Raw genomic sequence first — 25,102 nt, forward strand, 5'->3', positions numbered from 1 at the left:
GAAGAGACAGAGTGATGCCCGCGAGACCCCTGCGCAGCTGCTGCACGAGCAGCATGCAGGGCAATACCGGGCAGACTGAGCAATCAAGGGTAGCTCGTGCCGCAAGGTCCGAGCATCAGGCCGAAGGGTCTGGCGGCCGAGAGCACCCGATCCGAACTTTCCGAGGAAATACACCATGACTGAGAAAATGTACGAGTACTACGCCAAGCAGGACGTACAGCCGACCTATGCCGATTTCAGCAGCGATGCCGAGCTTTCCCGCTATGCACAGTTGCGCAAGAACGTGTTCTTCCGTCTCTCGCTGCCCCTGGCCCTGTTTCAGGGCAAGGAAGTGCTTGAGTTCGGGCCGGATACCGGCGAGAACTCCATCGTCTTCGCCCAATGGGGCGCGCGCGTGACGCTGGTGGAACCCAATGCGGAGGCGCACCCCTATATCCGCCAGTATTTTTCCCGATTTTCCCTGGAATCGAATCTGACCGAGATCGTCACCAAGTCAGTTCTTGATTTCGAGCCGGCCCGCCAATACGACTTCGTGGATGCAGAAGGCTTCATCTATACCGTGCAGCCGACCAGCGCCTGGGTCAGCAAGCTGCATGAATGCCTGAAGCCGGATGGCATCGCCTTGGTGACCTATGTCGAGAAGTACGGCAGCTTCATGGAATTGCTGTTGAAGGCGATCTACCAGACTGCCCTGCGCCACGGCCAGGGTGAGGGCGGCATCGAGACTGCCCGGCATCTGTTCCTGCCGAAGTGGAACAGCATTGCGCATACGCGCAAGATCGAGTCCTGGTTCATGGACGTGATCCAGAATCCCTTCGTGCGCATGAAATATTTCATCGATCCGGCGCAATTGCTGCGTGAGATGCACGCCGGTCATTTCCGCCTGTATTCGGCCTGGCCGAACTACAAGGATGTGCTGGCAATGAACTGGATCAAGGGCGAGTATCGCGCGGGCGACGACAACGAGGCGGCCATTGCCTATATCGAGCAGAGCCGGCTGAGCCACGTCCTCAGTACGCAATGCCTGTTGCCGGCGCCCTCACCGACCATCTCCAATCAGTTGGCCGAACTGGTCGGGATCGTGGATGGCCTCATCGACAATGCCTCGGAAACCAACTGCCTGCGCGCCGTCGCCATTCTGGATGAATTGATTGCCTTCCTTGCCGCGGGCAACATCATCGCGTCGCCAGAAGATGCGGCCAAGGCCCGGACCATCCTCACGATGATCAAGACGGCCATGACGCTGATGGGACAGGGCAAGATCGACGAGCTGACCACTTTCTGCCGTGAAGACAGCGTATTCATCGCCACCTGGGGCATGCCCAATCATCACGGGGTGTTCCAGAAGATGTAAGCCTGTACTGGCCGCGCGCGATGCGCGGCCAGGCACCATTGCGGCGGCACTTACATATTGTTCAGAATGGTGTCTGCCGCGAGAATCATCGGCTTGTAGATCTGCTGGAAATTGGAGGTCTGCTTGGCCGCCTCCGTGATACCGCCAAACTTGGCATAAAACAGGTTCTTGACGGACTGATGGAAGTAGGGCTCGCTCTTGAGCTTGGCGCGCAAGGAGTAGTCGCTGAGGAATTTGACGATCAGCAGCGCCATTTCAAATGCCGATCTGCCCGTGTGGACGTAGACGGAATCGCTGGAGAGCTGGTTGGCGACCTTGCGGAACACGGCAATGTAATCGTCCACGAAGCAGATCTCGCCGGGATGGGCCACCGCCATGTCAAGCGCCAGTGCCCAGTCCTGTCCCCGGAATTCCCCCAAGCCGTCGGCGGCCACCAGCTTGCTGAGCGTCAGGTCGAACATGAACCCGTTGCTGCCGTGGCGCGGCAAGGCATCGGTTTTGTAGATGCCGCAGAAGACATAGTGATCAAAACCGATCAATGCCTCGAAATCGCAATTGGGCTTGTATCGTCGGGCCTGCCAGCCAGGATGGCTGAGGTTGGACAACTGGCCGTTTTCCAGAATCTGGTATTTTCCGAAGGCCATTTTTGCGTTCGTGCGCAACATTTCCTGGAACAGCAGGGCGAGCTTTTCGGGATAAAACAGATCGTCGGAGGCCAGCATGGTCATGTAGGGCGTGTCGATCAGCGGGCACATCTTCTGATACCCCCCGAGCACACCCACGCTCGGACCGTCCCCCCCCAAGACCCGCACCCGCGCGTCGCCCGAATATCTGGCAAGGATTTCTGCCGTATTGTCGGTCGAACCATCGTTGTAGACGATCAGCTTGGTCACTGGCGATCCGGGCGCGAAAATGACGCTGGAAAGCAGGCTTTCCAGATAGATACCGTGGTTCTTGGTCGGAATGAGGAGAGTCAGCATGGGTCGGATCGCAAGCCTGTAATGAAATTGATCGGTTTTGACGGGCAGCTGGAACGATATCAGACGCGCTCATGCAGCACCAGCAGCTTGCATATGAAGCTGCGCTGCTCTCGCAGCAGCACAGGTCCGGCATATTTGATATTGCGCAAAGCAGCAAAAGCATAAAACGCGCATGATGTTTCCCAACGGAATTCGTTGCAACTATTGCAATTTGCGTTGGAAATCGGGTCGCAGAAGATTGACTGCTGGCGTGAGCAAGGCGGAAAAGAAGTGGCGCGGCTGGCGGGGATCGAACCCACGACCCTTGGCTTCGGAGGCCAATACTCTATCCACTGAGCTACAGCCGCGCTGAATCGGGGCGAACCCCGGAAAGGCCTGAAGGATACCGTCTTTCCGGCTGGACGTCCATGGCGCTGGCGGTTTTTCCGTGTCAAACGGAAAGCATTGTGACTATAATCAAGAGTTCGGCGAGAGAGCGCAATGAAAGCCCTGCCTGATCCCAGTTCCACGCAATGCCAGGCGATAAGGCAATACAAAGGGAACCGACGTTTTCCGCCCCAATTTCGAGGAAACATTACGGAGGGACGCCCATGAGCTCAGCTCAGCAGGAACACGAGTCGGCAATCAAGACTCCCAAGCAATTGATCGCAGCCGTCGTCGCAGGTTTTTTGGTCCCCATCGTGTGCATCGTGCTGCTCGTGCAGTACGTCACCAATGGCCAGAAAACCGGTGCCGGCTCCGACAGCCAGACGCCCGAGATGATCGCGGCACGCATCAAACCCGTCTCCGACGATGGCTTCACCTTCCGTGATGCCAACGGCCCCAAGCAACTGCTCTCCGGTGAAGAAGTCTACAAGACCACCTGCGCCGCCTGCCACAGCGCCGGCGTGGCCGGTGCTCCCAAGGTCGGTGACGCTGCCTCCTGGCAGGCCCGCATCGCCGCAGGCTATGACACCCTGGTCTCGCACGCCATCAATGGCCTGCGCGCCATGCCCGCCAAGGGCGGCAACCCTGATCTGGACGACGTCGAAATCCAGCGCACCGTGGTCTACATGGCCAACCAGTCCGGCGCCAAGTTCAAGGAACCCGAAGTGAAGGCCCCGGCCGCCGCCGAAGGTGCCGCACCGGCTGCCGACGCACCCGCCAAGTAATCCTCGCAGTGGCCAGCGACCCGCTCGCTGGCCTCGCCTAAAAAAAATCCCCGAAGCGAAATTCGGGGATTTTTCAATTTTATTCACGTACAAGCGGAGCCAAAAGCCCCTGCGCCCTATTCCAGCCCCTCCGGATGCGCCCTCATGCCGGGCGCATCGGAGAAAGCTTCATATCGCCTCAATACCGCTGGGGTGGAGGCGGCGGCGGGTAGTTGCCCGGTGCATAACCCGCCGGTGCCTGCTGCTGTGCCGGTGCTGCCGCCTGCTGCTCGGCCACGAAGATTTCCACGCGGCGGTTCTTGGCGCGGTTGGCATCGCTGGTGTTGGGGACCAGCGGCTCATGCGAACCACGGCCCGAGATGTTGAAGCGGTTGGCGGCCACGCCGCGCGTCGTCAGGTAATCGCGGGTGCGCGCCGCGCGCTGCTGCGACAGCGGGTCGTTGATGGCATCGCTGCCGGTGTTGTCGGTGTGGCCGACGATGGTCACGGTGGTGGCCGGGTTCTCCACCAGGGTGGCGGCGAAACGATCCAGCACCGGGCGCATCTCCGGCTTGATGTCGGCACGGCCGGTATCGAAGGAGATGTCGCTGGGGATTTCCAGTTTCAGACGGTTGTCGGCAGTCTGCGTGACCTGCACGCCGGTGCCCTGGGTAGCCTGTTCCATGGCGCGCTTCTGGTTTTCCATGCGGTTGGACCAGATGTTGCCGGCCACCGCACCAATGGCGCCGCCGATGGCCGCACCACCCAGCGCACGTCCGCCACCGCCACCGCCGGTAGCTGCACCGATGATGCCGCCCAGGCCGGCACCGATACCCGCACCGGTGGCCGTGCCACGCTGGGTCGGGCTCATGTCGGCACAGCCGGAGAGCGCCAGCACGCCGGCGATCGCTGCGATTGAAATTTTCTTCATGTCATGTCCTTTCTTGCCTTGTCAGTCTTGTTGTCCAGGCCATGGGCCGGTGTCCTTCAGAGCGCATCGGGGCGGATATGTTCCTGCCGCGCTTGCCAAAACGCTATCCATGAATGACAAAGGCACCCGGAAAACCGGATGCCTTTGCAGGAACATCATGGATCACCCCGAAGCCTTCAATCCGGCTCCGGTGGCCCTTGCAATGCAGCCGTATCGGACGTATCCGATGGGTCCCGGCTGCCGCCGCGCTGGCTGAAGTAATACGCCAGCCCGCCCACGGCTGCAATCACGCCGCCCATCATCAGCGGCTTGCGCAGCCAGCGGCGTGACAGCAGCGAGGCACCGGTCATCAGCAGCGGCGTCACCGTCTGCAGATTCAGGTTGCCCAGTCCGCCGCTGAGCGACTTCAGGGATTTGATCGATTGCACCGTCCTGCCGCCGCCGAACAGCGAGGCGGCAAAATGGCCCACGCGGCTCAAGGCACCCTTGGCCAGCGACTCGGCGCTGAGATTCTCGCGCACCACTTCACGCGCTTCCATCACGCCCAGCCGGTACAGCGCGCCTTGCGCCAGCACCTTGCGCTTGCGTTCCTCATGGGTCATGCCCTGGTCCTGATCGCTCATGCAGTCCTCATTGAACTAGGAAAATTGCCGCAGACTTCACGTGCAGACAGTCTCATCACAACAGCGCATCGCGGTCCTTGCGCAGCTCGGACATGGTCTGCGGCAGCGACAGCTTGCCCTGCATCAGCACCGACCTGGCGTAATACACCAGACCCACGGTTGCCACGCTGAACACGAAACCCAGCAGGGCCAGGATCTTCCAGCCCCAGGTATCCCAGGCCAGCATGACCACCAGCACCGACCAGAAGGCGATGGCGAACCACAACGCGACCGCGGCCAGCACGAAGATGACGGCGAAACGGACCAGATTGGCCCCGATCTCCGACATCTCCAGCGAAGCCAGTTCGATGCGGCTGATGATGAGGCCCAGCAGGTTCTTGGCCAGGCCCAGCAGGCCCGCCGTCAAGCCGGGGTTGGCGGCATGCGCGGCAGGTGCGGCCGGGCCTTCCTTGTGGGGCGTCGCCATCGGGGCGGCGCTTACTTGCTGCGGCCGATGACCAGGCCGACCAGCAGGCCCAGGCCTGCCGAGATGGCCACGGCACGCCACGGATTCTCGTGGACGTAGTCGTCGGTCTTGGCGGCGACTTCCTTGCCCTTCTCGATGGCGGCGGCTTGAGCGGTCTGGGCGGCTTCGGCAGCGGCTTCCAGCAGGGTCAGGCCACGCGCGCGCAGCTCGTCGGCCTTCTCGCCGGTGGCGGCGGCGGCTTCGGCGAACAATGCCTGGGCGTCCTTGACCAGCGTCTTCATGTCATTGCGAACGGTCTTCAGTGCGGGGGATTGAGGCATGTAAATTCTCCTTTTTTGCCGGTGATGGAAAAGACTAGCAAGTCGCCGCACCCTGAACGCCGCACCTGAAGAGGTGCTGCATTGCGACGACCGTTTGATTCTACAGAGTCCGCAACGAGGCGGGTAGCGCATTGCAGCCATGCTGCAGAGGCGATGCAATTGGCTTGCGCCAGCGCAAAGAGGGTTCGATGACGCTGGCGGGCTTAGGTTCCGGCCAATCGCGCCGGATCAGAAACGTGTTTCGCGCGCTGCCCGCAGGAAACTGTCCAGGATCGGCGTGCAGTCCAGCAGCTCCGGGCCGCCCGCGCGGTGGAATTCCGGGTGCCACTGCAAGCCCATCACGAACGGTGCCTTGCGGTAGCGGATGGCTTCCACGATCTGGTCCGGCCCCGAGACCGCCTCCACCGACAGGTCGCGCCCGAGGTTGTGCACGGCCTGGTGGTGGATGGAGTTGACGATGGCGTTCTCGGTCTTGACCATGCCGGCCAGCGACGATCCCTGCGGGAAATGCAGCGCGTGATAATTGCTGTCGTACTGCTCGTTGACGTGCGGGATGGCGGTCGGCACATCGGTAGCAATGTCCTGGTAGAGCGTGCCGCCGAAAGCCACGTTGATCAGCTGGCAGCCACGGCAGATGCCCAGCACGGGCTTGCCGGCCTCGATGAATTCATGCAGCAGTTCCAGCTCGTACATGTCGCGCACGCGGTCGCCGCTCCATTCGGGCCGGGTGGCTGCTTGCGCGTAGCTCTGCGGCGAGACATCGGCCCCGCCCTGCAGCACCAGGCCATCCAGATGCTTGGCATAGTCGCGCAGGCGAATATTGCTCGGGTGGACCAGGCCATTGGTATTGACGGTGGGGATCATGAAGACCAGCACGTCACGCGACATCACCCATTGCGCGATCGACTCTTCCAGATACTGCAGGGTCTTGCTGCGCAAGCCCTTGGCACCGCTCTCCGGATGGAAGATGCGGGCCGACACGCCGATCTTGAGCGTCCGCTGCATGACGCGCCGGCCGGCCTTGTCCGACAGCTGGCGCAGGCGCGCCGTCAGGAAGCGCCAGGTCTGCGCCCAGGGTGCATCGCCCGCGTGATGCGGAGGCGGCGGCAGCGATGTATAGATGCGCTGCTGCGCCTGGTCCGCCGTCTGGCCGTGGGCGGCCTCAGTGGCGGGCTGCGCGCCCGGCTGGGCCGGCGGCGTTACGGCTTCAACGGCCGGCACTGCCGGAGAGGCGGCCGGTGCTGCTACCACGGTGGTAGCAGGTGCAGCGGCGGGCTGGGCAGGATTCTGTGATGCGGCCGGCGTACCGGACGCGTCGGCAGACACTGGCTTGGCCGGGACCGCGCCCGGGGAGCGGTCTGGCGGCAGATTGGCTTCGGAATCTTGGATGTCGGACATGGCTGCAATAAGTAATCAGATGAAATGAACTGCGGCGAGTACCAGCGGCGGCATGCAAGCCGTCAATGGCGCGACGGGCCCGGGGAGTGGCTGAGTATATTCGCATTGCCCGGCTTTGGACACCTGCGGACGGCGCCGCCTGCAAGCAGTTTCATCCAAGCCGGCCAGCGCCCTTTCGTGGCACACTCCTCTCCCTTGCAAGGGCAGACAGCGCCAAGGCCATGCATGTTCCGGCCATTTGCACCGGAGGCCATCGTCCCCCCTGCCCACCACCCACATTGCCCGCGCCGACACATGTCCAAGGTCCTGATCCTGTACGCCCATCCCGCTGCCGAGCTCTCGCGCACCAATCGCCTGATGCTGGAAGCCGCCGCCCGCCTGCCCGACGTGACCGTGCATGATCTCTACGAGCACTATCCCGACTTCCACATCGACGTCGAACACGAACAGCAACTGCTGAGCCAGGCCGAGCTGGTCGTGATGCAGCATCCCATCCACTGGTACAGCATGCCGGCCCTGCAGAAGGAATGGCTGGACCGCGTGCTGACGCGCGGCTGGGCCTTCGGCCACGATGGCCATGCGCTGGAAGGCAAGCGTTTCTGGCTGGTGGCCTCGACCGGCGGGGAGACGGCGTCCTACCAGAGCAGCGGCCGCCACGGCCATCCCTTTGCCGATTTCCTGCCGCCGTATCAACAGACCGCGCGCCTGTGCGGCATGCAGTGGGTGGAACCGCTGATCCTGCATGGCGCGCACCACGTACCGCCGGTCGAGTTCCAGCGCCATGTGGAACGCTACCTGGAAGGCTTGCAGGCATGAGCCACGCATCGGATTTCTCACCAATCCTCGCGCATCACTGCGCCCTCCCCTTTCAACTGACCAACTGACCGGACCCCGCCATGGATGAACAACTGCTGATCGCCCTCGTCTACCTGCTGGCGGCAGTGGCCGCAGTGCCCATCGCCAAGCGCCTGGGGCTGGGTGCCGTGCTGGGCTACCTGCTGGCCGGCATCGTCATCGGCCCGTGGGGACTCGGCCTCATCACCGAGGTCAAGCACATCCTCGAATTCTCCGAATTCGGCGTGGTGCTGCTGCTGTTCCTGATCGGTCTCGAACTCGATCCCAAGCGACTGTGGGCGCTGCGCCGTTCCATCTTCGGCTGGGGCAGCGTGCAGGTGGCGGCGGTGTCACTGGCGCTCTTCGCTGCAGCGCTGGCAGCGGGCGTGCCGTGGCGCATCGGGCTCATCGGTGCGCTGGGCATGTCGCTCTCCTCCACCGCCATCGCCCTGGCCACGCTGGGCGAGCGCAAGCTCACGGCCACACCGGCCGGTGCGGCCGGCTTTTCCATCCTGCTGTTCCAGGACATCGCCGCCATCCCCATGATGGCCGCGGTCCCCCTGCTGGGGGTGGCGGCCAGCCAGGGCAGCGGGCAGGGCTGGCTGCATGCCGGCCAGGTGGCGCTGGTAATCGCCCTGCTGATCTTCGGCGGACGGGTGCTGATCCGCCCCATCCTGCGCATCATCGCCAAGACCGACATGCGCGAGATCTTCACCGCCTTCGCCCTGCTGCTGGTAATCTCCACCTGCCTGCTGATGCAATCGGTGGGCATGTCGATGGCGCTGGGCACCTTCCTGGCCGGCGTGCTGCTGGCCGATTCCGAATACCGCCATGCGCTGGAAAGCGATCTGGAGCCCTTCAAGGGCTTGCTGCTGGGCCTGTTCTTCATTGCCGTGGGCATGTCGGTGGACTTCGGCGTATTCCTCGCCCAGCCGTGGCGCATCCTCGGCATGGTGGCGGGCTTCCTGACCATCAAGACCGGCGTGATGTGGTTCCTCGGCCGCTGCTTCGGCATTCCGCGCGGGCAGCAATTGTTCTTCGCCTTCCTGCTCTCGCAGGGCGGGGAATTCGCCTTCATCGTCTTCGGTGCCGCCGTGACCGCCAAGGTGTTGACGCCCGAGATCTCGTCCATGCTGGTCGTCGTGGTGGCGCTGTCGATGCTGATCACGCCCCTGCTCTTGCTGGTACATGACCGCCTGCTGGTGCGCTGGCTGGAAGGCGGCAAGCGCCGCCCGGAAGACAAGATCGGCCCCCAGGACAACCAGGTCATCATCGCCGGCTTCGGCCGCTTCGGCCAGATCGTGGGCCGTCTGCTGGCGGCCAATGACATCGGCGCCACGGTGCTGGATCACGACCCGGACCAGATCGATTTCCTGCGCAAGTTCGGCTTCAAGGTGTTCTATGGCGACGCCACCCGCATCGACCTGCTGCGCACCGCCGGTGCCGACAAGGCCAAGGTTCTGGTGATCGCCATCGACGATGCGCAAGCCGCGCTGGACATGGTGGAAAAGGTGAGAGAAGAATTCCCGCACCTGCAGATCGCCGCCCGGGCGCGCAACGTCACGCACTACTACGACCTGATGGATCGCGGCGTCACGGTGCTGGAGCGCGAGACCTTCGAAAGCGCCCTGCACATGGGCCGCCAGGTGCTGCAGCAGCTGGACTTCGGCGCCTATCGCGCGCGTGAAGCCGCGATGAAATTCCGCTCTCACAATCTCAAAACCCTGGCAGCGCTCTACCCGCACTACAAGGACCAGGCGCAGATGGTGTCCATGGCAGTGCAGGCCCGTGAAGAATTGCAGGCCATGTTCGCCGGCGACCGCGAAGCCATGCAGCGCGATCACTCGCATGACCAGTGGCGCGAAAAACCTGCGCCCGCCAAACCGTCAGCGGAAGAATAAAAAAACGGCCGGACACGCTTGCGCACATCCGGCCAAATCCCTCACTGCTTACTACTCACTGCTTACCACTTACTACTCACTGCTTGCTACTTACTGCTCACCGGTACTACTCACTGCAAAACCTCAAGACTTGAAGACGTCAGTACCGCAACTCATGTAAATCATCCAAATCATTTAAACGATTTAGTTCAATTCAAGGCCAGCGGCACGAAGATCTTTTCGTCACCGCGCTCCACCAGCAGTGCGACGTTCTTGCCTGCCTCGCTGGCCAGCTTGCGCAGTTGCGCCACACTGGAAACGGGCGTGCCGTTGAGCGCCAGGATCACGTCGCCGCTCTGGATGCCGGCCACTGCGGCCGGACCGCTGGCGTCTTCCACCAGCAAGCCTTTCTGGCCACCGATCTGGGCCTGTTCATCCTTGTCCAGCGGACGCACCGCCAGCCCCAGGCGTCCCTGATCATCGGACTTGCCGGGCTTGGCCTCATTCTTGGCCTGCTTCATCTCGCCCACAGTCACGTTCATGGTCAGCACCTTGCCGCCGCGCATGACCTGGATGGGCTTGCTGGACCCCGGCGCGGTATCGGCCACCAGCGTAGGCAAGTCGACCGAATGATCGATGGCGTGGCCATCGAAGCTCAGGATCACGTCACCCGCCTGCAGGCCGGCCTTGTCCGCCGGGCTGCCCTTTTCCACCGAACTGACCAGCGCGCCCTCAGCCTTCTTCAAGCCAAAGGATTCGGACAAGGCCTGGTTCAGGTCCTGCACCGAGACGCCCAGGCGGCCACGCGTCACCTTGCCGTGCGTGACCAGTTGCTGCTCGACCTTCATCGCCACATCGATGGGGATGGAGAACGACAGGCCCTGGAAGCCGCCGGTCTGGCTGTAGATCTGCGAGTTGATGCCGATCACCTGGCCATTCAGGTCAAACAGCGGGCCACCGGAGTTGCCCGGATTGACGGCCACGTCGGTCTGGATGAAGGGCACGTAGTTGTCGTCCGGCAGGCTGCGCGACTTGGCGCTGATGATGCCGGCGGTCGCCGTGTTGTCGAAGCCGTAGGGCGAGCCGATGGCCAGCACCGGCTGGCCGACCTTCACGCGGGAAGGATCGCCGATCTGCACCGTGGGCAGGTTCTTGGCATCGATGCGGATGACGGCGATGTCACTCTGCTTGTCGATGCCCAGCACCTTGGCCTTGAACTCGCGGCGGTCGGTCAGCTTGACCACCACTTCCTGGGCGCCATCGACCACGTGGGCATTGGTCAGGATCAGGCCATCGGGCGAGATGATGAAACCGGAGCCGAGGCCGTGCATGATGCGCGGCTGCTGCGGCATCTGCAGTTGCGGACCGAAGCGCTTGAAGAATTCGGAGAAGGGATCGTTGGGATCGAGGCCATTGTCGTCGTCATCGGCGACCTTGCGGGCCTTGCCGGTGACGCTGATGTTGACCACCGCCGGGCCGTAACGCTGGACGATGCCCGAGAAATCGGTCGCCGCCGCGACCACCGGTCCGGCCGGGGCAGCGGGCGCTGTATTGGACGCCACCAGCGGGGCGTTGAGCGCGGCCGCGTGCGCCGACGGCAGGTCGGCACCACGAAAATAGACGTAGCTGCCGCCAACCACCGCGGCAATCATCACAGCCAACGTGTTACGAACAAAAACGATGCGACGGCTCATCTTCTTCTCCTTGATCGAACGGGATATCGAGGGTCGGGGCCGTTGGGCCTCAACCGTTGGAGTGAAGATTAAGCAGTGAAAATTAAGACAAACTTAAGGCTGGAAAATTGAGCATTAATCTGCGCTTAATGCTCCGAAAACGCCATCCGGCAAGCGATTCAGGCCGGCAACAGCGTGAAGACCACGCGCGCCTGCAAGCCGCGCCCGGTATTGCGCAACTCCACCGGCACCCGGTGCAGGTCGGCGATCTGGCGCACGATGGCCAGTCCCAGGCCGCTGCCGAATGCACCGCGTGAAGAGCCCTGTTCCTGCGCACGCTGGGCCCGGTAGAAGCGATCGAAGACGCGCGGCAATTCGCTCTCGGCGATGCCGGGGCCACTGTCCTGGATCACCACCGCACACCTTCCCGCAGCGGGAAATTCGAAGCCAACATCGACCACGCCGCCCGCCGGGGTATAGCGCAGGGCGTTGTCCACCAGATTGTTGAAGAGGATGCGCAAGGCATCGGCATTGCCCTGCACGCGTACCGGACGGCCATCATCGCCCTGGTCCGACAGCCCGAGATCGATGCCGCCATGATCGGCCACCGAGGACAAGTCGCCCACGACACTGCCCAGCAGCGCACGCAGGTCGACTTCAGCGAAGCCCATCGCATCGGGCTCCTGGCGCGCCAGGGTGAGCAGCTGGTGCACCAGATGGGTGGCACGCTCCAGCCCGTTCTTGAGATCGGCAAAGGCGGCGCGCCGCTCCTGTTCGTCGCTGGCGCGCTCGGCCAGTTGCGCCTGCAGGCGCAAGGCCGTCAGCGGTGTGCGCAGTTCATGCGCCGCATCGGCGACGAAGGCACGCTGCGTTTCCGTCGCGTGTTTGAGCCGTGCCAGCAGGTCATTCAAGGCATGCGTGAGCGGCTGGATTTCCTGCGGCATGCCCACATCCGACAGCGGCTGCAACGAGTTCATGTCGCGTGCCGCCACTTCAGCGGCGGCCTTACGCACCGGTGCCAGCCCCCGGCTGACCGCCACCCACGACAGCACACCGATCAGCGGAAACAGCAACAGCAAGGGCACCACCGTCTTGACCGCCATCTGCGCGGCGATCTCGTCGCGCGCGCTCTGGGGCTGCGCCACCTGCACCACGGTACTGCCGATCTGGGCGCTGTAGACGCGCCACATGCCATTGGGTCCGCGCACATTGGCAAAGCCCAGTTCAGCCTGGCGCGGCATGGCCCCGCGTGCATGGGAGTGATAGATGACCGAGCCACGGCTGTCCCAGATCTGCATCATGATCTCGTCCTCCAGCTCGGGGAACTGCTGCCCCGGCGAGATCGGCGAGAAGGCCTGGCGCGGCAGCGAAGCGGCGATCTGGCGCATCTGGTAATCGAAGATCTGGTTGGCCTCGCCACGCGCCTGGAAGTACAGCGCCGCGCCGGCCAGCACAATGATGGAGAACAGCCCCAGTCCCAGCCACAGCAGCAGCTTGTTGCGGATCGATTTCATGCCGGTACCAGGTAGCCCACGCCGCGCACGTTCTTGATGAAGTCGCTGCCGACCTTCTTGCGCAGCGCGTGGATGTGCACTTCCACGGCATTGCTCTCGATGCTGTCATCCCAGCCGTAGAGTTTTTCTTCCAGCTGGGCGCGCGAGAGCACCACGCCGGGGCGATCCATGAAGGCGTGCAGCAGCGCGAATTCGCGCGCCGACAAATTGACCGGCTTGCCGCCCACGGTCACTTCATGCGTGGCCGGATTCAAGACCACCTCGCGCACCTGCACCAGGCTCTCGGCGCGTCCGGCCTGGCGGCGCGAAAGGGCGCGCATGCGGGCCGACAGTTCTTCCAGGTCGAAGGGCTTGATGAGGTAATCGTCGGCACCGGCATCGAGCCCGGCCACGCGGTCGGCCACGGCATCGCGTGCAGTGGTGATGAGCACGGGAATGGCGCTGCCGCGTTCACGCAGGGTGCGCAGCACGGCCAGGCCATCCTTCTGCGGCAGGCCCAGGTCCAGCAGCAGCATGGCGTAGTCCTCGGTGCGCAGGGCCACGTCGGCCGACTTGCCATCCTGCACCCAGTCGATGGTGAAGCCATCCTGGCGCAAACCCTTGCGCACGGCCTCGCCCACCATGGGATCGTCTTCCACCAGCAATACGCGCATGTTGACTACTCCTGATCGGACTCAGAGGATCTTCGCCAGCAGGAACACCACCACCGAAATGAGGATGGTCGAGGCGAAGGGCAGCGAAAAGATGCGGCCGAACAAACGGAAACGCAAGTCTCCCGGCAAGCGGCCGATGCCCAGTTTTTCCAGCCAGGGCAGCAATGTCGAGAACACGATGACCGAGAGGAAGATGACAACGATCCAGCGAATCATGCGCGGCTCCTCACAGGCGATGGGTGCGGTCATGGCGCAGCATGCGGGCTGGCCATTCGACGTTCTTGCCAATGGCCAGCACCTTGAAGAGCTCGCCCATCTCGGCCGGGGAAATCAGTTTCTGCATGCCGTTGGCCAACGGCAGATAGCGCAGGCTGTCCTCGGGCGAGGTGCGCAGCAGCAGCTCGCCGATACCGGCATTGAGCAGGAAGGCGCCCTGACTGGTGTAAGCCAATACCTCCGCGCCCTCTTCTACTGCGGCCACCGCCATCGCCGTGAAATCCACGTGCGCGGTGATGTCCTGCAAACCCGGCCAGTAGAAGGGATCGGTGTGGGCATGATGGCGGTAGTGGCACATCAGCGTGCCCTGGTCGCGGTCGGGCAGGTAGTATTCCGCGGCGGGGAATCCGTAATCCGGAAGGATCGCCAAGGCACCGGGGCCGCTGGCCAGCATGCGGCCCAGGGTGCGCATGAAGCCGATGGCTACCGGCGACAGTTCGGTCAGGTAACCGGCCGGCAAGGCATCGGCCTCGGGAATCTGCGCCACCGGCAGGTCGCTCACGGTGCGATCCGCAAACTGCAGGCGGCCCGTGGCATCGACCGTGACGCCGCGTTCCCGCCAGCCCTCTTCGGCCTTGATGGCCAGGCGCACCGGCATGGCATCGAGCACTTCGTTGCCGACCACCACGCCCGAGAATGTTTCCGGCAGGGCATCGAGCCATTCCACCAGCGGCGCGAAAGCGGCCAGGGTTTCCTGCTGGCGGGCGCGCAGCTGGGCCGAGATTTCCACGATGAAATATTTCTGCGGCAGCGCTTCGCGCGCCTGCAGTTCGGTGAGGATGTCGCGCGCCAGCTTGCCGGTGCCGGCACCGAATTCCAGCAGCACATTGGCCACCTGCGGGCTGGCCGCGATCACTTCGGCGGCCAGGTGGGCCAGGGTCGCACCGTACAGCGGCGAGATTTCCGGGGCGGTTGTAAAATCGCCCTCCTTGCCCAGTTTGGAAGAACCCCCGCTGTAATAGCCGACCTGCGGCGCATACAGGGCCAGTTCCATGTAACGTTCGAAGGAGATCCAGCCGCCGGATGCGGCGATCTCGCCGGCGATCAGGTGCTGGAGGGAATGCGAGGCGGACTGTGCGTCAGCGCCGGGTTCGGGTAGTTGCAGTTGCATGGGCCGTATTGTATCGACGAATGGAAACCGGGAACATGACATCACCCTCTTCTGCAGGTATAGCACTGGTTACGGGCGCCGCACGCCGCATCGGCCGTCACATCGCGCTGGCCCTGGCCCGCGCGGGCTGGGACGTGGCGGTCCACTACAACCGTTCGCGCGAGGAAGCCGACACGCTGGTGCGCGAGATCGAAGCCCTGGGCCGCCGCGCCCTGGCGGTGCAGGGCGAACTGTGCGACGAAGCCCAGGTCCGTTCCCTGCTGCCCCAGGCCGCGCCGCTGGGACGCATCACCTGCGTGGTCAACAACGCTTCCCTGTTCGATTACGATGACGCCGCCAGCTTCGGCAATGACCGCCTGCTGCGCCACATGAGCGCCAACGTCGGCGCGCCCGTGCTGCTGGCACAGGCCCTGTTCGAGGCCACGCCGGAGGGCCAGCAGGCCGTGGTCATCAACCTGCTGGACCAGAAACTGTACAATCCCAACCCTGACTTCCTGTCCTACACCCTTTCCAAGGCCGCCCTGCACAGCGCTACCACGCTGCTGGCACAGGCACTGGCGCCGAAGGTGCGGGTGGTCGGCGTGGCACCCGGGCTGACCATGGTCTCGGGCGACCAGACCGAGGACCAGTTCGACAAGGCGCACACGGTCACCCCGCTGGGCCGTGGCAGCACGCCCGAGGACATTGCCGCTGCGGTCTGCTACGTCGCTTCGGCGCGGGCTGTCACGGGCACTACCCTGCTGGTCGATGGTGGCCAGCATTTGCTTCCCCTTTCGCGCGACGTCATGTTCGTGGCGAAATAACCTTAATTTTTTCTGATCATGCTCTTTCTCTCCCATCCTTCCCTGCAAGATTGCCGCCGCCTGTTCCTGCGCAACTACGAGGTGTTCATCAACATCGGCGTGCACGAGTTCGAAAAGAAGGGTGAGCAGCGCATCCTGATCAACGTCGACCTCTACGTCCCGCTGGCCGAGACCACGCCGACGGCCGACCACCTGGACGAAGTGGTGGACTACGACTTCATCCGCTCCACCATCGCCGAGCGCATGGCGCGCGGTCACATCCACCTGCAGGAAACCCTGTGCGACGACGTCATGACCGCCATGCTGGCCCACCCCAAGGTGCGCGCGGTGCGGGTGTCCACCGAGAAGCCGGATGTGTATCCGGATTGTGATTCGGTGGGGGTGGAGACTTTCAGGATCAAGGCTTGAATCTGATCCGGCAATAAAAAAATGCCGTCCAGTCTGCACTGAACGGCATTCATTCCAGCCAGGCGATCCCGCCTGCCCTTCTTACATTCCCATATACCTGCCCGCCCGGTGATTCAAGGCAATCACCAGATTGGCCGTCACCGCCCCGAGGATGGAGGCCAGCAACACGCGCGGGGTCACCACGAACAGCGAGCACAGCACGATCACCACATCCACGCCCATCTGCAGCTTGCCGGCGCGCAGGCCGTAGCGGTCTTGCAGGAACAGCGTCACCACGTTGATGCCCCCCAGGCTGGCACCATGGCGGAACAGCATCACGAAGCCCACCCCCATCAACAGTCCACCCAGCACCGCGCTGTAGAACAGGTCCAGCTTGGCATAACCGATGAAATGCGGATGCATCAGCGAGAAGCCCGACACCAGCGCCACCGCACAGAAGGTCTTGCCGGTGAAGCGCAGGCCCATGCGTCGAAACGCGAAATAGTAGAACGGGATGTTGATGGTGAAGAACACCACGCCAAACGGCAGGCCCGTCAGGTAATGCGTCAGGAAGGCCAGGCCGGCGGTGCTGCCGGTCAACAGGCCCACCTGGCTGTACATGTTCACCGCCAGCGAGACGAAGAGCGTACCGGCCACCAGGGCCAGCACGTCTTCATAGCTCTTGTGGCGCAGGTCGGCCGCCGACACGGCGGCCTTGCTTGCCACTTCAGCCACGCAGCACCTCGGCCATGGTCTCGGCCACGCGTGCAACGTTGCTGTCGTTCAGGCCCGCCACGCAGATGCGGCCGGTGCCCACGGCATAGACGCCGAACTCGTCACGCAGGCGATCGACCTGAGCCGAGGTCAGGCCGGTGTAGCCGAACATGCCGTTCTGGCGCAGCAGGAAGGAGAAGTCCTGGTCCGGCACCGCGCTCTTCAATTGCGATGCCAGCTTGACGCGCATGTCGCGCACGCGCACCCGCATCTCCTCGACTTCGGCACGCCATTGCGTGGCCAGCTTGTCGTCGTTCAGCACATGCGCCACCAGCAGCGCGCCGTTGCGGGCGGGGCTGGAGTAGTTGCGGCGCACGGTCAGCTTCAGCTGGCCCAGCACGTTGGCGGCCTGGCCTGCCTGCGGGCAGAACACCGACAAGGCACCGATGCGCTCGCTGTAGAGCGAGAAGATCTTGGAGAAGGAGTTCGACAGGAAGAAGGGAATCTGGCGACGCACCGCTTCGCGCACCGGCCAGATGTCGTCGTCCAGGCTTTCAGCAAAGCCCTGGTAGGCCAGGTCGAAGAAGGGCAGCAGGCCGCGCTGCTCGACCACCGCAATGATCTGCTCCCACTGCGCACGGGTCGGGTCGACGCCGGTCGGGTTGTGGCAGCACGGGTGCAGCAGCACCACGGCGCCCTTGGGCAGGCTTTGCAGCTTGTCCAGCATGCCGTTGAAATTGAGGCCCTTGGTCTGGGCATCGTAGTAGGGATAACGCTCGGTCTTGAAGCCCGCGCCTTCGAAGATGCCGACGTGGTTGTCCCAGGTCGGGTCCGGCAGCCAGATGGTGGGCTGCGGGAAGAAGCGCGCGATCAGGTCGGCACCGACCTTCAGTGCGCCCGAACCGCCCAGGGTCTGGACGATGGCCAGGTGCTCGGCCGACGGCAGGTCGGCACCGAACAGCAGCTTGGCCACAGCCTGGCGGTAGGCGGCATGGCCTTCCATGGGCAGGTAGACGTAGGGCGCGCCGGTCTCGGCCACCGCTGCGGAGGCAGTGCGCACGGAGGGCAGCACCGGCACCACGCCACGGCCATCGGTGTAGATGCCGATGCTCAGGTTGACCTTGTTGCTGCGCTCGTCGCGCTGGAATTGTTCCATCAGGCTCAGGATGGGATCGCCGGCATACGGCGGGAGATGCGAAAACATGAGGACCTCGTCAATGTGGGAAAACGCCGATGCCGGCACAGTCCAGCTTGTCCGGCAAGACCGCCATGGTAGCGCGGCACGGGAAAAAATTCCCGTCCCGCGTGCCACCTGTGCATTTTTTCACAGGTATTTTTTCAGGCGGAAGTGGTAGATGCTCACGCACAACAGGCTGATCGCGGCGCAAACCATCAGGTAATAGCTGGGCGACACCGGATTGCCGGTCTTGCCCACCAGCCAGGTCACCATGAAGGGCGTGAAGCCGCCGAAGAGGGTTGCTCCCAGGCTATAGCTGATCCCCATGCCGCGCACCCGTGTGGCCGGCGGGAAGATCGACGACAGCACCACCCCCAGCGAACCGAAATAGACCGCCTTGAGGATACCGGCCCAGATCATGATGGCCATCATCACCCACACGGTCGGCATGGCAATCACCCAGACGAAGGAGCCATAGATGGTGGCCAGCGTCAGCACGGTGGACACCACCATGATGCGGGCACGGCCCACGCGGTCAGCCAGCATGCCCATGAAAGGCGCGCCGATCATGAGGATGGCACCGGTCACGGCGGCCGCCGCAAACGCGGTCGACTGCGGCAGGTGCAGCTGCTTGATGGCATAGGTCGGCATGTACAGCAGCATCAGGTAAGTGGCGGCGGTAGAGACCGAGAGAATGCCCATGGCCACCAGCACCCGCGTGACCTGCAGGCCCCAGCTGGCATCGTCCTCGCCGGCCACTTGCGCCTTCTTGGCCATTGGTACTTCATCGATGTGACGGCGGATGTACAGACCCACCGGCGCGATCAGCAAGCCGAAGGCGAACGGCAGGCGCCAGCCCCAGGCTGAGATCTGCTCGGGCGTGAGCCACTGGTTCAGCAGGAAGCCGGCCAGCGCCGCCATCAGGGCCGCCGCACCCTGGCTGGAGAATTGCCAGCTGGCCATGAAAGCGCGGCGCTTGGAGCCGGTCTCGGTCAGCAAGGCCGTGGCCGAACCGAACTCGCCGCCGGCCGACAGCGCCAGCAGGATGCGCGCCACCAGGATGCCGATGGGCGCAGCCACGCCGATAGTCTCGTACGTGGGGATCACGGTACAGATCAAGGTGCCGGCCACCGTCATCGACAGCGAGACCAGCAGCGCCGGCTTGCGGCCGACCTTGTCGCCATACCAGCCCAGCAGGATCGCCCCCAGCGGACGGAACAGATACGACAGCCCGAAGGTAGCAAACGTTACCAATAGCGAGACCGTCTCGTCGCCTGTCGGGAAAAACAGTTTGGAGATGGTCACCGCAAAGAAACCATAGGCCACGAAATCGAACCACTCCAGCGCATTGCCGATGGAGGAGGCGACGATCAATCGCCGCGTACGCGCGGCCGACATCGGCGCGGGGGCCGCTTCTGCTGCTGAAGAAATTTCCGGTGTTGCCGAGGGTGACGCTGCGTTCATGGTCGTGTTCCCGTTGGAAGATGGACTGCGCTGGCTTGCGTTCTTGAAAATGAAAAAGGCCTCAACTCAGGCAGCTGCAGACTGCGCCCGCTGCTGGCGCACCTGCTGCCCCTGCTGGCCGATATCCCACAACAGGCCCGCCATCAGCTGCAGGCCTTCGCGCGCTACCGGGGCCAGCAGATGTTCGTCCGGCGCATGCTGCGAGCAGGAGGGATAGGAGTGCGGCATCCAGAGCGTCGGCAAACCCAGCGCTTCCGAGAAGCAGTGATTGGGGATGGTGCCGCCCAGGTTGGGCAGGATGGTCACGGGCTTGCCGCTGGTCTCCTGCAGCGAGCCGGTGGCCAGGCGCACCCACGCGTCATCGGGATCGAGGCGCGTGGCGGGCGCGGCGGCCTGGATCTCGATCTGCACATCGGCATAGCCGTGTTCATCGAGATGGCGGCGCAGGCTCTGCTGCACGTCTTCCCACACCGTGCCGACCACGAAGCGCAGCTGAAACACCGCCTGCGCCCGCGCCGGAATCGCTCCCACCGGACGCTGCGCATTGCCGGCCTCGAAGGCGATCAGCTCCAGCGTATTCCAGGCGAACAGGCGCTCGCCAGCGCTCAGGCCGGGCTCGCCCCAATGCGCATCGAGTACCGGATCACCGTCGTCGCTGCCCACCGCAAAGTCGCGCACCAGCGCCCGCACCCGCTCGCTCACGTTGCGCGGACGCATACCCGGCACGCGGATCACGCCGCGTCCATCCACCAGCGAGGCCGCCGCATTGGCCAACACCGTGGCCGGATTGCGCAGTACGCCGCCCCAGTTGCCGGCATGGTGGGCGCCGTTGCCGGTGTCGAGCACCAGCTTGAACTGCAGCGCGCCACGCGAGCCGAGGAAGAGCGTCGGGCTGGAAGCCGCCAGGCGCGGGCCATCCGAGGCCAGGAACAGGTCCGCCTCCAGGTAATCGGCGTGATCGCGGCAGGCCTCGTAGAGACCGGGCGAGCCCACTTCCTCGCCCATTTCGAAAATCATTTTCAGGTTGCAGCCCAGCTTGCCCCCAGCCGCCTCGATGGCGGCCGCCAGCGCGCCCAGGTTGATGCTGTGCTGGCCCTTGTTGTCGGCGGTACCGCGCCCGTACCAGCGATCGCCATCGGGGCTCAGCTGCCAGGGCGAACGGTCCTGCTGCCAGCGGCCTTCCTGGCCGTTGACCACATCGCCGTGGCCATACATGAGCACCGTCACCGCGTCAGCCGATTCGATGCGACGCGCCAGCAGCAGCGGCGGTGCGCCTTCCACCGGATTGGCAATCTGCTGCGTCTCGAAGCCCAGTGCGGCCAGCGCCGGTGCGATCTCTTCGCGCAGGTAGGCGGCCAGTTCATCGGCACGTGCGGCGTTCTGGCTTTCGGTCGGCAGTGCAACGCGACGTTGCAGGTCACGCTGGAAACGGCCCGAATCAAAATACTCGGCGGCCAGGCGAAGGGCGGTGCTGCGGGACATGGAGGACTCCGGGTGAACTGTCATTGGAGACGATTCTAGGAGCCCATATGGTTTCCAACAATGTCAATTTTTAAAACGCTGCTTTCGCAAATTGGCAAAATGATTTATCGTGTTTTTCAGCGCGTTCCAGCCCAAGAAACGTGCATGAATTGCGCTTCAACGCGGTGATTTCGTGCATCTTCATCCGCGCGCACCAGGATGGCCTTGCGCAGCTTTGCAAGGTTTCTCTTCATTGATTGCCGAATTCAGAAAGCCATTTCTGCCATGCAAAGTACCGCGCTCCGCTATTTCTACCAGGTCGGCCGCACCGGCTCCCTGACGGCTGCCGCCGAACGGCTGCACGTGGCCGTCTCGGCGGTGAGCCGCCAGATCGCCAAGATGGAAGAAGAAACCGGCGTGCCGCTGTTCGAGCGCCGCGCGCGCGGCATGGTGCTCACGCCGGCCGGCGAAGTGCTGATGGCTTTCGCGCGGCGCAACCTGCTGGAGGTGGAACAGGTGATGGCAGAGGTGAAGGGACTGCACGCGGTCGGCCAGAGCGTGGTCACGCTGGCCTGTTCGGAGGGTTTTGCCTGGGACCTGCTGCCCAATGTGATGGCGCACTTCCGCGAGCAATATCCCGGCATGCAGTTCAAGCTCAACGTGGTCGGCGCGGCCAAGGCTTCGCAGATGGTCATCGATGGCGAGGCCGACATCTCGGTCACCTACAGCCTGGGCCCGGTGGAAGGGCTCAATATCGCCTACCGCGAATCGGGACCCATCTTCGCATTGATGCGGCGCGACCACCCGCTGGCCGCGCGCAAGCTGCTGTCCTTGAACGATCTTTCACCTTACCCGCTGGCCCTGCCCGAACAGGGCTCCACGGTGCGCCAGCTGTTCGACATCGCCTGCGGCATGCGCGGCCTGCTGTTCGCACCGGTCTTCACCAGCCATTCGCTGGGCGCGGTCTACCGCTTCACGGCCCGCTCGCCGGATACGGTGGCGCTGGGCGGCTTCCTCACCGTGCAGGAACGCGCCGAGGAAGATGCCATGGCCCTGGTGCCGATGGCCGAGAGCGAACTGCACCAGCGCACCCTGCAGGTCCAGACCATGGCCGGCCGCAAGCTGCCGCCGGCGGTGGCGGCCTTCATCGATTTTCTGGTGGCGGCGATCCGCCAGATCCGCACGCGGCACGAACTGGGCGCGCTGCAAGCCGAAAAATGAAACCGTAAAAAGGCCCTGAAAAGGCCGTGATGAGGCATCCATGCGACGCTTGCCCCACGGCAAGCCACGCAGAAATGGCAGGATCCGGCGCTGCATGAGAAAATGCCGGTCCTCCGCCCGCACGCAGCCTTCCGCCCCTGTCCCCTCCGGATATGGAGGAGCGGCAACATTGCTCGTCCGGCAGCAACAGCCTACCGATTGAAGGAATACCCCATGAACGACATTGCCGCTGCAGTGCAACTGTCCGACCTCGCCGACCTCGATGCCTCCGCCGCACAGGCGCAGGAAGAACGCGGCCAGCCTGAAGTGACCGCGCGCGGTTCGCGCCGCTTCGAGCTGCTGGAAAAGAACATCCGCCGCCTGACCGGCCGCGCCATCGCCGACTTCGACATGATCCGCGACGGCGACGTCATCATGGCCTGCATGTCCGGCGGCGCCGACAGCTACACCATGCTGGACACGCTGCGCTACCTGCAGACGGTGGCCCCGGTGAAGTTCGAGATCATCGCCGTGAACCTGGACCAGAAGCAGCCCGGCTTCCCCGAGCACATCCTGCCGCAATACTTCGAGCGCATCGGCGTGCCCTATCGCATCGTCGAAGAAGACACCTACAGCATCGTCAAGGAAAAGATCGCCCCGGGCAAAACCACCTGCTCGCTGTGCTCGCGCCTGCGCCGCGGCATCCTGTATCGGGTGGCCAAGGAACTGGGTGCGACCAAGATCGCGCTGGGCCATCACCGCGATGACATCCTGCACACCTTCATGCTCAACATGTTCTACGGCGGCAAGATCAAGACCATGCCGCCCAAGCTGATCGCCGACGATGGCGAGAACGTGGTGATCCGCCCGCTGGCCTACGTGCGCGAGCCGGACATCAAGAAGTACGCGGCCGCCATGGAATTCCCCATAATCCCCTGCAACCTGTGCGGCTCGCAGCCCAACCTGCAGCGCCAGGCCATGCGCGAGATGCTCAACCAGTGGGAAAAGACCAATCCCTTGTGGATCAAGAGCATGTTCACGGCCATGGCCAACATCACGCCGTCCCACATGCTGGACCGCAGCCTGTTCGACTTCACGCATTTCACCGCCGGGGCCGGCAAGGAAGCGCAGGGCGATACCCTGTTCGACCGCGACGACAAACTGGACCAGGGCCAGTCCGTCATCAATCTGGTCTGAGCACACGAGACGCTGCGGCTCATTGTGGCGTCTCGCAAAACCTTAGTCCGGCGAGACACTGCGTTCCACCTCATCCGTAGGAAATGCCCTTGTGGCGCGGCTTTCGCGCCCATTGCCGATTCCCGCAGGCCGATGCAAAAGTAAATTTTTGTTGTCATGTGGCTATAGTCGGGGATTGGGCATCAAATACCCTCCTCTTCCACGCTTGAAGGCGAAAACACGCATGTTCTAATCTGTCCCATCGCAATGGCGTGCCGCGAGGCCGCTTTGCCAGGGAAAGAAAAAACATAACCATGCAGTCGTGGTTTCGCAGGGAAACGTGGTTTCGGCCAATGTCACGGCCGGCCTGCGTGGTATCGCCATCCGCGTGATTGAACGGCTTGCCGCCGTCATGCCTCTGCACCCCGAACGACTCTCTGCCATACCGTGTATGAGGCTGCCTGATGGCTAACTTTTGGCGCGACAAGCGCGTTTTCATCACCGGTCACACCGGCTTCAAGGGAAGCTGGCTGACCCTGTGGCTGCACCTGATGGGGGCCAAGGTGAGCGGCTACGCGTTGCCGGCACCGACCAATCCCAGCCTGTTCCATCTGGCGCGCTTGCAGAACTGCGTGCAGACCACCATCGGCGACGTGCGCGATCCGCAGCACCTGGCCGAGACGCTGGCTGCCGTGCAACCCGATGTGGTGTTCCACCTGGCGGCCCAGCCGCTGGTGCGCGACTCCTATGCCACGCCGGTCGATACCTACGCCACCAATGTCATGGGCACCGTGCACCTGCTGGAAGCCGTGCGCCATACGCCCAGCGTGCGTTCGGTGGTGGTGGTCACCAGCGACAAGTGCTACGAGAACCGCGAGTGGCTGTGGGGCTATCGCGAAGACGATCCCATGGGCGGCCACGATCCCTACAGCAGCAGCAAGGGCGCCGCTGAACTGGTGACTTCCGCCTATCGCCGCTCCTTCTTTGCCAGCAATCCCGACAACACCGTGGGCATCGCCAGCGTGCGCGCCGGCAACGTGATCGGTGGCGGCGACTTTGCGGCCGATCGCCTGATTCCCGATTTCGTGCGCGCCCTGGAAAAGGAAGAGCCGGTCGTGATCCGCAATCCGCATGCGGTACGCCCGTGGCAGTTCGTGCTGGAGCCGCTGTCGGGCTACCTGCAGATCGCCCAGCTGCTCTACGAGCAGGGCGGTGCGTTCGCCGAAGGATGGAATTTCGGGCCGGCCGATACCGACCTGCAGACCGTGAGCCAGCTGTGCGCCACCTTCAATCATTCGCTGCAGAAGAATGACGCGGGCCAGGTGGAAGTGCGCCTGGAGACCCAGGCCAACGGACCGCACGAAGCCGCCCTGCTGCGCCTGGATATTTCCAAGGTGCGCCAGCGCCTGGACTGGATTCCGAAGATGGAGCTCTACACCGCGCTGGAACTGACGGCGCAGTGGTACGCGGGTTACCTCAACAACGAGGACCTGCGCACGCTCTCGGAAAACCAGATTGCCTTCTATCAAAGCCTGAACTAAGTCCTCAAAGGACTAGCCCCCGCCGGATCTATTCCG

The 25,102-nt window shown here is 63.5% G+C and carries 25 protein-coding genes and 1 tRNA gene; 9 read left to right on the forward strand and 17 right to left on the reverse strand.

Annotated features, from left to right (window positions below; all coding sequences use genetic code 11):
- Positions 1–175: 175 nt before the first annotated feature.
- Positions 176–1,354 (forward strand): class I SAM-dependent methyltransferase, encoded by a 1,179-nt coding sequence (locus J2X56_RS22990; RefSeq protein ID WP_209570043.1) that lies wholly within the window; start codon positions 176–178, stop codon positions 1,352–1,354.
- Positions 1,355–1,404: 50 nt separating this feature from the next.
- Here the strand turns inward: J2X56_RS22990 and J2X56_RS22995 are convergent, their stop codons facing one another.
- The 3 genes from J2X56_RS22995 to J2X56_RS23005 form a co-directional block, all read right to left on the reverse strand.
- Positions 1,405–2,334, reverse strand: a complete 930-nt coding sequence (locus J2X56_RS22995; protein ID WP_121040795.1) for a glycosyltransferase — start codon at positions 2,332–2,334, stop codon at positions 1,405–1,407.
- 59 nt (positions 2,335–2,393) lie between these two features.
- Positions 2,394–2,633, reverse strand: coding sequence for a hypothetical protein (locus J2X56_RS23000; RefSeq protein WP_134040210.1), 240 nt, complete (start codon positions 2,631–2,633; stop codon positions 2,394–2,396).
- Positions 2,606–2,681, reverse strand: a tRNA-Arg gene (locus tag J2X56_RS23005). Before J2X56_RS23005 ends, J2X56_RS23000 begins: the two co-directional genes overlap by 28 nt.
- Positions 2,682–2,924: 243 nt before the next feature.
- Between J2X56_RS23005 and J2X56_RS23010 the strand changes: the two genes are divergently transcribed.
- The gene (locus J2X56_RS23010; protein WP_121040797.1) at positions 2,925–3,485 is read left to right on the forward strand and encodes a cytochrome c5 family protein; all 561 of its coding nucleotides are present in this window, start codon (positions 2,925–2,927) and stop codon (positions 3,483–3,485) included.
- 178 nt (positions 3,486–3,663) lie between these two features.
- Here the strand turns inward: J2X56_RS23010 and J2X56_RS23015 are convergent, their stop codons facing one another.
- The 5 genes from J2X56_RS23015 to J2X56_RS23035 all read right to left on the reverse strand — a co-directional run bounded on the left by J2X56_RS23015 (position 3,664) and on the right by J2X56_RS23035 (position 7,202).
- The gene (locus J2X56_RS23015; protein WP_121040799.1) at positions 3,664–4,395 is read right to left on the reverse strand and encodes an OmpA family protein; all 732 of its coding nucleotides are present in this window, start codon (positions 4,393–4,395) and stop codon (positions 3,664–3,666) included.
- Between the two features lie 176 nt (positions 4,396–4,571).
- Complete coding sequence (locus tag J2X56_RS23020) at positions 4,572–5,018, reverse strand: hypothetical protein (RefSeq protein ID WP_121040801.1); 447 nt, start codon at positions 5,016–5,018, stop codon at positions 4,572–4,574.
- A gap of 55 nt (positions 5,019–5,073) precedes the next feature.
- Positions 5,074–5,484, reverse strand: coding sequence for a phage holin family protein (locus J2X56_RS23025; RefSeq protein ID WP_039783474.1), 411 nt, complete (start codon positions 5,482–5,484; stop codon positions 5,074–5,076).
- Positions 5,485–5,495: 11 nt separating this feature from the next.
- Positions 5,496–5,804 (reverse strand): YqjD family protein, encoded by a 309-nt coding sequence (locus tag J2X56_RS23030; RefSeq protein ID WP_039783473.1) that lies wholly within the window; start codon positions 5,802–5,804, stop codon positions 5,496–5,498.
- 228 nt (positions 5,805–6,032) lie between these two features.
- Positions 6,033–7,202 (reverse strand): gamma-glutamyl-gamma-aminobutyrate hydrolase family protein, encoded by a 1,170-nt coding sequence (locus J2X56_RS23035; protein ID WP_039783471.1) that lies wholly within the window; start codon positions 7,200–7,202, stop codon positions 6,033–6,035.
- Between the two features lie 294 nt (positions 7,203–7,496).
- Between J2X56_RS23035 and J2X56_RS23040 the strand changes: the two genes are divergently transcribed.
- Both J2X56_RS23040 and kefC read left to right on the forward strand, forming a co-directional pair.
- Entirely contained in the window at positions 7,497–8,018 is a 522-nt protein-coding gene (locus J2X56_RS23040; RefSeq protein ID WP_209570038.1) for an NAD(P)H-dependent oxidoreductase, read from the forward strand.
- Positions 8,019–8,098: 80 nt separating this feature from the next.
- Positions 8,099–9,937 carry a glutathione-regulated potassium-efflux system protein KefC gene (kefC, locus tag J2X56_RS23045; RefSeq protein WP_134137073.1) on the forward strand — a complete coding sequence of 613 codons (1,839 nt, stop codon included), beginning with the start codon at positions 8,099–8,101 and terminating at the stop codon, positions 9,935–9,937.
- A 188-nt stretch (positions 9,938–10,125) separates the two neighbouring features.
- Here the strand turns inward: kefC and J2X56_RS23050 are convergent, their stop codons facing one another.
- The 5 genes from J2X56_RS23050 to J2X56_RS23070 all read right to left on the reverse strand — a co-directional run bounded on the left by J2X56_RS23050 (position 10,126) and on the right by J2X56_RS23070 (position 15,143).
- Entirely contained in the window at positions 10,126–11,610 is a 1,485-nt protein-coding gene (locus tag J2X56_RS23050) for a DegQ family serine endoprotease (protein ID WP_039783465.1), read from the reverse strand.
- A 158-nt stretch (positions 11,611–11,768) separates the two neighbouring features.
- Positions 11,769–13,103, reverse strand: a complete 1,335-nt coding sequence (locus J2X56_RS23055) for an ATP-binding protein (protein WP_310162994.1) — start codon at positions 13,101–13,103, stop codon at positions 11,769–11,771.
- Positions 13,100–13,756: a response regulator gene (locus J2X56_RS23060; RefSeq protein WP_034332266.1), complete on the reverse strand. Its 657-nt coding sequence runs from the start codon at positions 13,754–13,756 to the stop codon at positions 13,100–13,102. The genes J2X56_RS23055 and J2X56_RS23060 overlap by 4 nt, the downstream gene beginning before the upstream one ends.
- Before the next feature lie 21 nt (positions 13,757–13,777).
- Positions 13,778–13,972, reverse strand: a complete 195-nt coding sequence (locus J2X56_RS23065) for a DUF2905 domain-containing protein (protein WP_034332265.1) — start codon at positions 13,970–13,972, stop codon at positions 13,778–13,780.
- Between the two features lie 10 nt (positions 13,973–13,982).
- Positions 13,983–15,143, reverse strand: coding sequence for a class I SAM-dependent methyltransferase (locus J2X56_RS23070; RefSeq protein WP_310163001.1), 1,161 nt, complete (start codon positions 15,141–15,143; stop codon positions 13,983–13,985).
- Positions 15,144–15,178: 35 nt separating this feature from the next.
- On the opposite strand from J2X56_RS23070, the gene J2X56_RS23075 reads away from it, so the two are divergent.
- The gene (locus tag J2X56_RS23075) at positions 15,179–15,946 is read left to right on the forward strand and encodes an SDR family oxidoreductase (RefSeq protein ID WP_310163003.1); all 768 of its coding nucleotides are present in this window, start codon (positions 15,179–15,181) and stop codon (positions 15,944–15,946) included.
- A gap of 18 nt (positions 15,947–15,964) precedes the next feature.
- The gene (locus J2X56_RS23080; RefSeq protein WP_008333021.1) at positions 15,965–16,354 is read left to right on the forward strand and encodes a dihydroneopterin aldolase; all 390 of its coding nucleotides are present in this window, start codon (positions 15,965–15,967) and stop codon (positions 16,352–16,354) included.
- Between the two features lie 81 nt (positions 16,355–16,435).
- Here J2X56_RS23080 and J2X56_RS23085 read toward each other — a convergent pair whose 3' ends face one another.
- The 4 genes from J2X56_RS23085 to J2X56_RS23100 form a co-directional block, all read right to left on the reverse strand.
- Entirely contained in the window at positions 16,436–17,068 is a 633-nt protein-coding gene (locus J2X56_RS23085) for a YitT family protein (RefSeq protein ID WP_008333023.1), read from the reverse strand.
- A complete protein-coding gene (locus J2X56_RS23090; RefSeq protein WP_121040817.1) occupies positions 17,061–18,251 on the reverse strand; it encodes an amino acid aminotransferase in 1,191 nt (396 codons plus the stop codon). Before J2X56_RS23090 ends, J2X56_RS23085 begins: the two co-directional genes overlap by 8 nt.
- A gap of 120 nt (positions 18,252–18,371) precedes the next feature.
- Positions 18,372–19,688 (reverse strand): MFS transporter, encoded by a 1,317-nt coding sequence (locus J2X56_RS23095; protein ID WP_121040819.1) that lies wholly within the window; start codon positions 19,686–19,688, stop codon positions 18,372–18,374.
- A 66-nt stretch (positions 19,689–19,754) separates the two neighbouring features.
- Positions 19,755–21,170: a M20 family metallopeptidase gene (locus J2X56_RS23100; protein WP_310163013.1), complete on the reverse strand. Its 1,416-nt coding sequence runs from the start codon at positions 21,168–21,170 to the stop codon at positions 19,755–19,757.
- Between the two features lie 264 nt (positions 21,171–21,434).
- Here J2X56_RS23100 and J2X56_RS23105 point away from each other — a divergent pair, with 264 nt between their 5' ends.
- The 3 genes from J2X56_RS23105 to rfbG all read left to right on the forward strand — a co-directional run bounded on the left by J2X56_RS23105 (position 21,435) and on the right by rfbG (position 25,066).
- The gene (locus tag J2X56_RS23105; protein WP_039783445.1) at positions 21,435–22,370 is read left to right on the forward strand and encodes a LysR family transcriptional regulator; all 936 of its coding nucleotides are present in this window, start codon (positions 21,435–21,437) and stop codon (positions 22,368–22,370) included.
- A 213-nt stretch (positions 22,371–22,583) separates the two neighbouring features.
- The gene (gene ttcA / locus J2X56_RS23110) at positions 22,584–23,546 is read left to right on the forward strand and encodes a tRNA 2-thiocytidine(32) synthetase TtcA (protein ID WP_209570032.1); all 963 of its coding nucleotides are present in this window, start codon (positions 22,584–22,586) and stop codon (positions 23,544–23,546) included.
- 443 nt (positions 23,547–23,989) lie between these two features.
- Positions 23,990–25,066: a CDP-glucose 4,6-dehydratase gene (gene rfbG / locus J2X56_RS23115; RefSeq protein ID WP_199725041.1), complete on the forward strand. Its 1,077-nt coding sequence runs from the start codon at positions 23,990–23,992 to the stop codon at positions 25,064–25,066.
- Positions 25,067–25,102: the final 36 nt, after the last annotated feature.

Source organism: Herbaspirillum sp. 1173 (assembly GCF_031455335.1).
Classification (GTDB): domain Bacteria; phylum Pseudomonadota; class Gammaproteobacteria; order Burkholderiales; family Burkholderiaceae_D; genus Herbaspirillum; species Herbaspirillum huttiense.

Bases quoted from the DNA above. Each gene is read 5' to 3' on its own strand.
- J2X56_RS22990 (WP_209570043.1), top strand. From the start codon at position 176: ATGACTGAGAAAATGTACGAGTACTACGCCAAGCAGGACGTACAGCCG.
- J2X56_RS22995 (WP_121040795.1), bottom strand. From the start codon at position 2,334: ATGCTGACTCTCCTCATTCCGACCAAGAACCACGGTATCTATCTGGAA.
- J2X56_RS23010 (WP_121040797.1), top strand. From the start codon at position 2,925: ATGAGCTCAGCTCAGCAGGAACACGAGTCGGCAATCAAGACTCCCAAG.
- J2X56_RS23015 (WP_121040799.1), bottom strand. From the start codon at position 4,395: ATGAAGAAAATTTCAATCGCAGCGATCGCCGGCGTGCTGGCGCTCTCC.
- J2X56_RS23020 (WP_121040801.1), bottom strand. From the start codon at position 5,018: ATGAGCGATCAGGACCAGGGCATGACCCATGAGGAACGCAAGCGCAAG.
- J2X56_RS23025 (WP_039783474.1), bottom strand. From the start codon at position 5,484: ATGGCGACGCCCCACAAGGAAGGCCCGGCCGCACCTGCCGCGCATGCC.
- J2X56_RS23030 (WP_039783473.1), bottom strand. From the start codon at position 5,804: ATGCCTCAATCCCCCGCACTGAAGACCGTTCGCAATGACATGAAGACG.
- J2X56_RS23035 (WP_039783471.1), bottom strand. From the start codon at position 7,202: ATGTCCGACATCCAAGATTCCGAAGCCAATCTGCCGCCAGACCGCTCC.
- J2X56_RS23040 (WP_209570038.1), top strand. From the start codon at position 7,497: ATGTCCAAGGTCCTGATCCTGTACGCCCATCCCGCTGCCGAGCTCTCG.
- kefC (WP_134137073.1), top strand. From the start codon at position 8,099: ATGGATGAACAACTGCTGATCGCCCTCGTCTACCTGCTGGCGGCAGTG.
- J2X56_RS23050 (WP_039783465.1), bottom strand. From the start codon at position 11,610: ATGAGCCGTCGCATCGTTTTTGTTCGTAACACGTTGGCTGTGATGATT.
- J2X56_RS23055 (WP_310162994.1), bottom strand. From the start codon at position 13,103: ATGAAATCGATCCGCAACAAGCTGCTGCTGTGGCTGGGACTGGGGCTG.
- J2X56_RS23060 (WP_034332266.1), bottom strand. From the start codon at position 13,756: ATGCGCGTATTGCTGGTGGAAGACGATCCCATGGTGGGCGAGGCCGTG.
- J2X56_RS23065 (WP_034332265.1), bottom strand. From the start codon at position 13,972: ATGATTCGCTGGATCGTTGTCATCTTCCTCTCGGTCATCGTGTTCTCG.
- J2X56_RS23070 (WP_310163001.1), bottom strand. From the start codon at position 15,143: ATGCAACTGCAACTACCCGAACCCGGCGCTGACGCACAGTCCGCCTCG.
- J2X56_RS23075 (WP_310163003.1), top strand. From the start codon at position 15,179: ATGACATCACCCTCTTCTGCAGGTATAGCACTGGTTACGGGCGCCGCA.
- J2X56_RS23080 (WP_008333021.1), top strand. From the start codon at position 15,965: ATGCTCTTTCTCTCCCATCCTTCCCTGCAAGATTGCCGCCGCCTGTTC.
- J2X56_RS23090 (WP_121040817.1), bottom strand. From the start codon at position 18,251: ATGTTTTCGCATCTCCCGCCGTATGCCGGCGATCCCATCCTGAGCCTG.
- J2X56_RS23095 (WP_121040819.1), bottom strand. From the start codon at position 19,688: ATGAACGCAGCGTCACCCTCGGCAACACCGGAAATTTCTTCAGCAGCA.
- J2X56_RS23100 (WP_310163013.1), bottom strand. From the start codon at position 21,170: ATGTCCCGCAGCACCGCCCTTCGCCTGGCCGCCGAGTATTTTGATTCG.
- J2X56_RS23105 (WP_039783445.1), top strand. From the start codon at position 21,435: ATGCAAAGTACCGCGCTCCGCTATTTCTACCAGGTCGGCCGCACCGGC.
- ttcA (WP_209570032.1), top strand. From the start codon at position 22,584: ATGAACGACATTGCCGCTGCAGTGCAACTGTCCGACCTCGCCGACCTC.
- rfbG (WP_199725041.1), top strand. From the start codon at position 23,990: ATGGCTAACTTTTGGCGCGACAAGCGCGTTTTCATCACCGGTCACACC.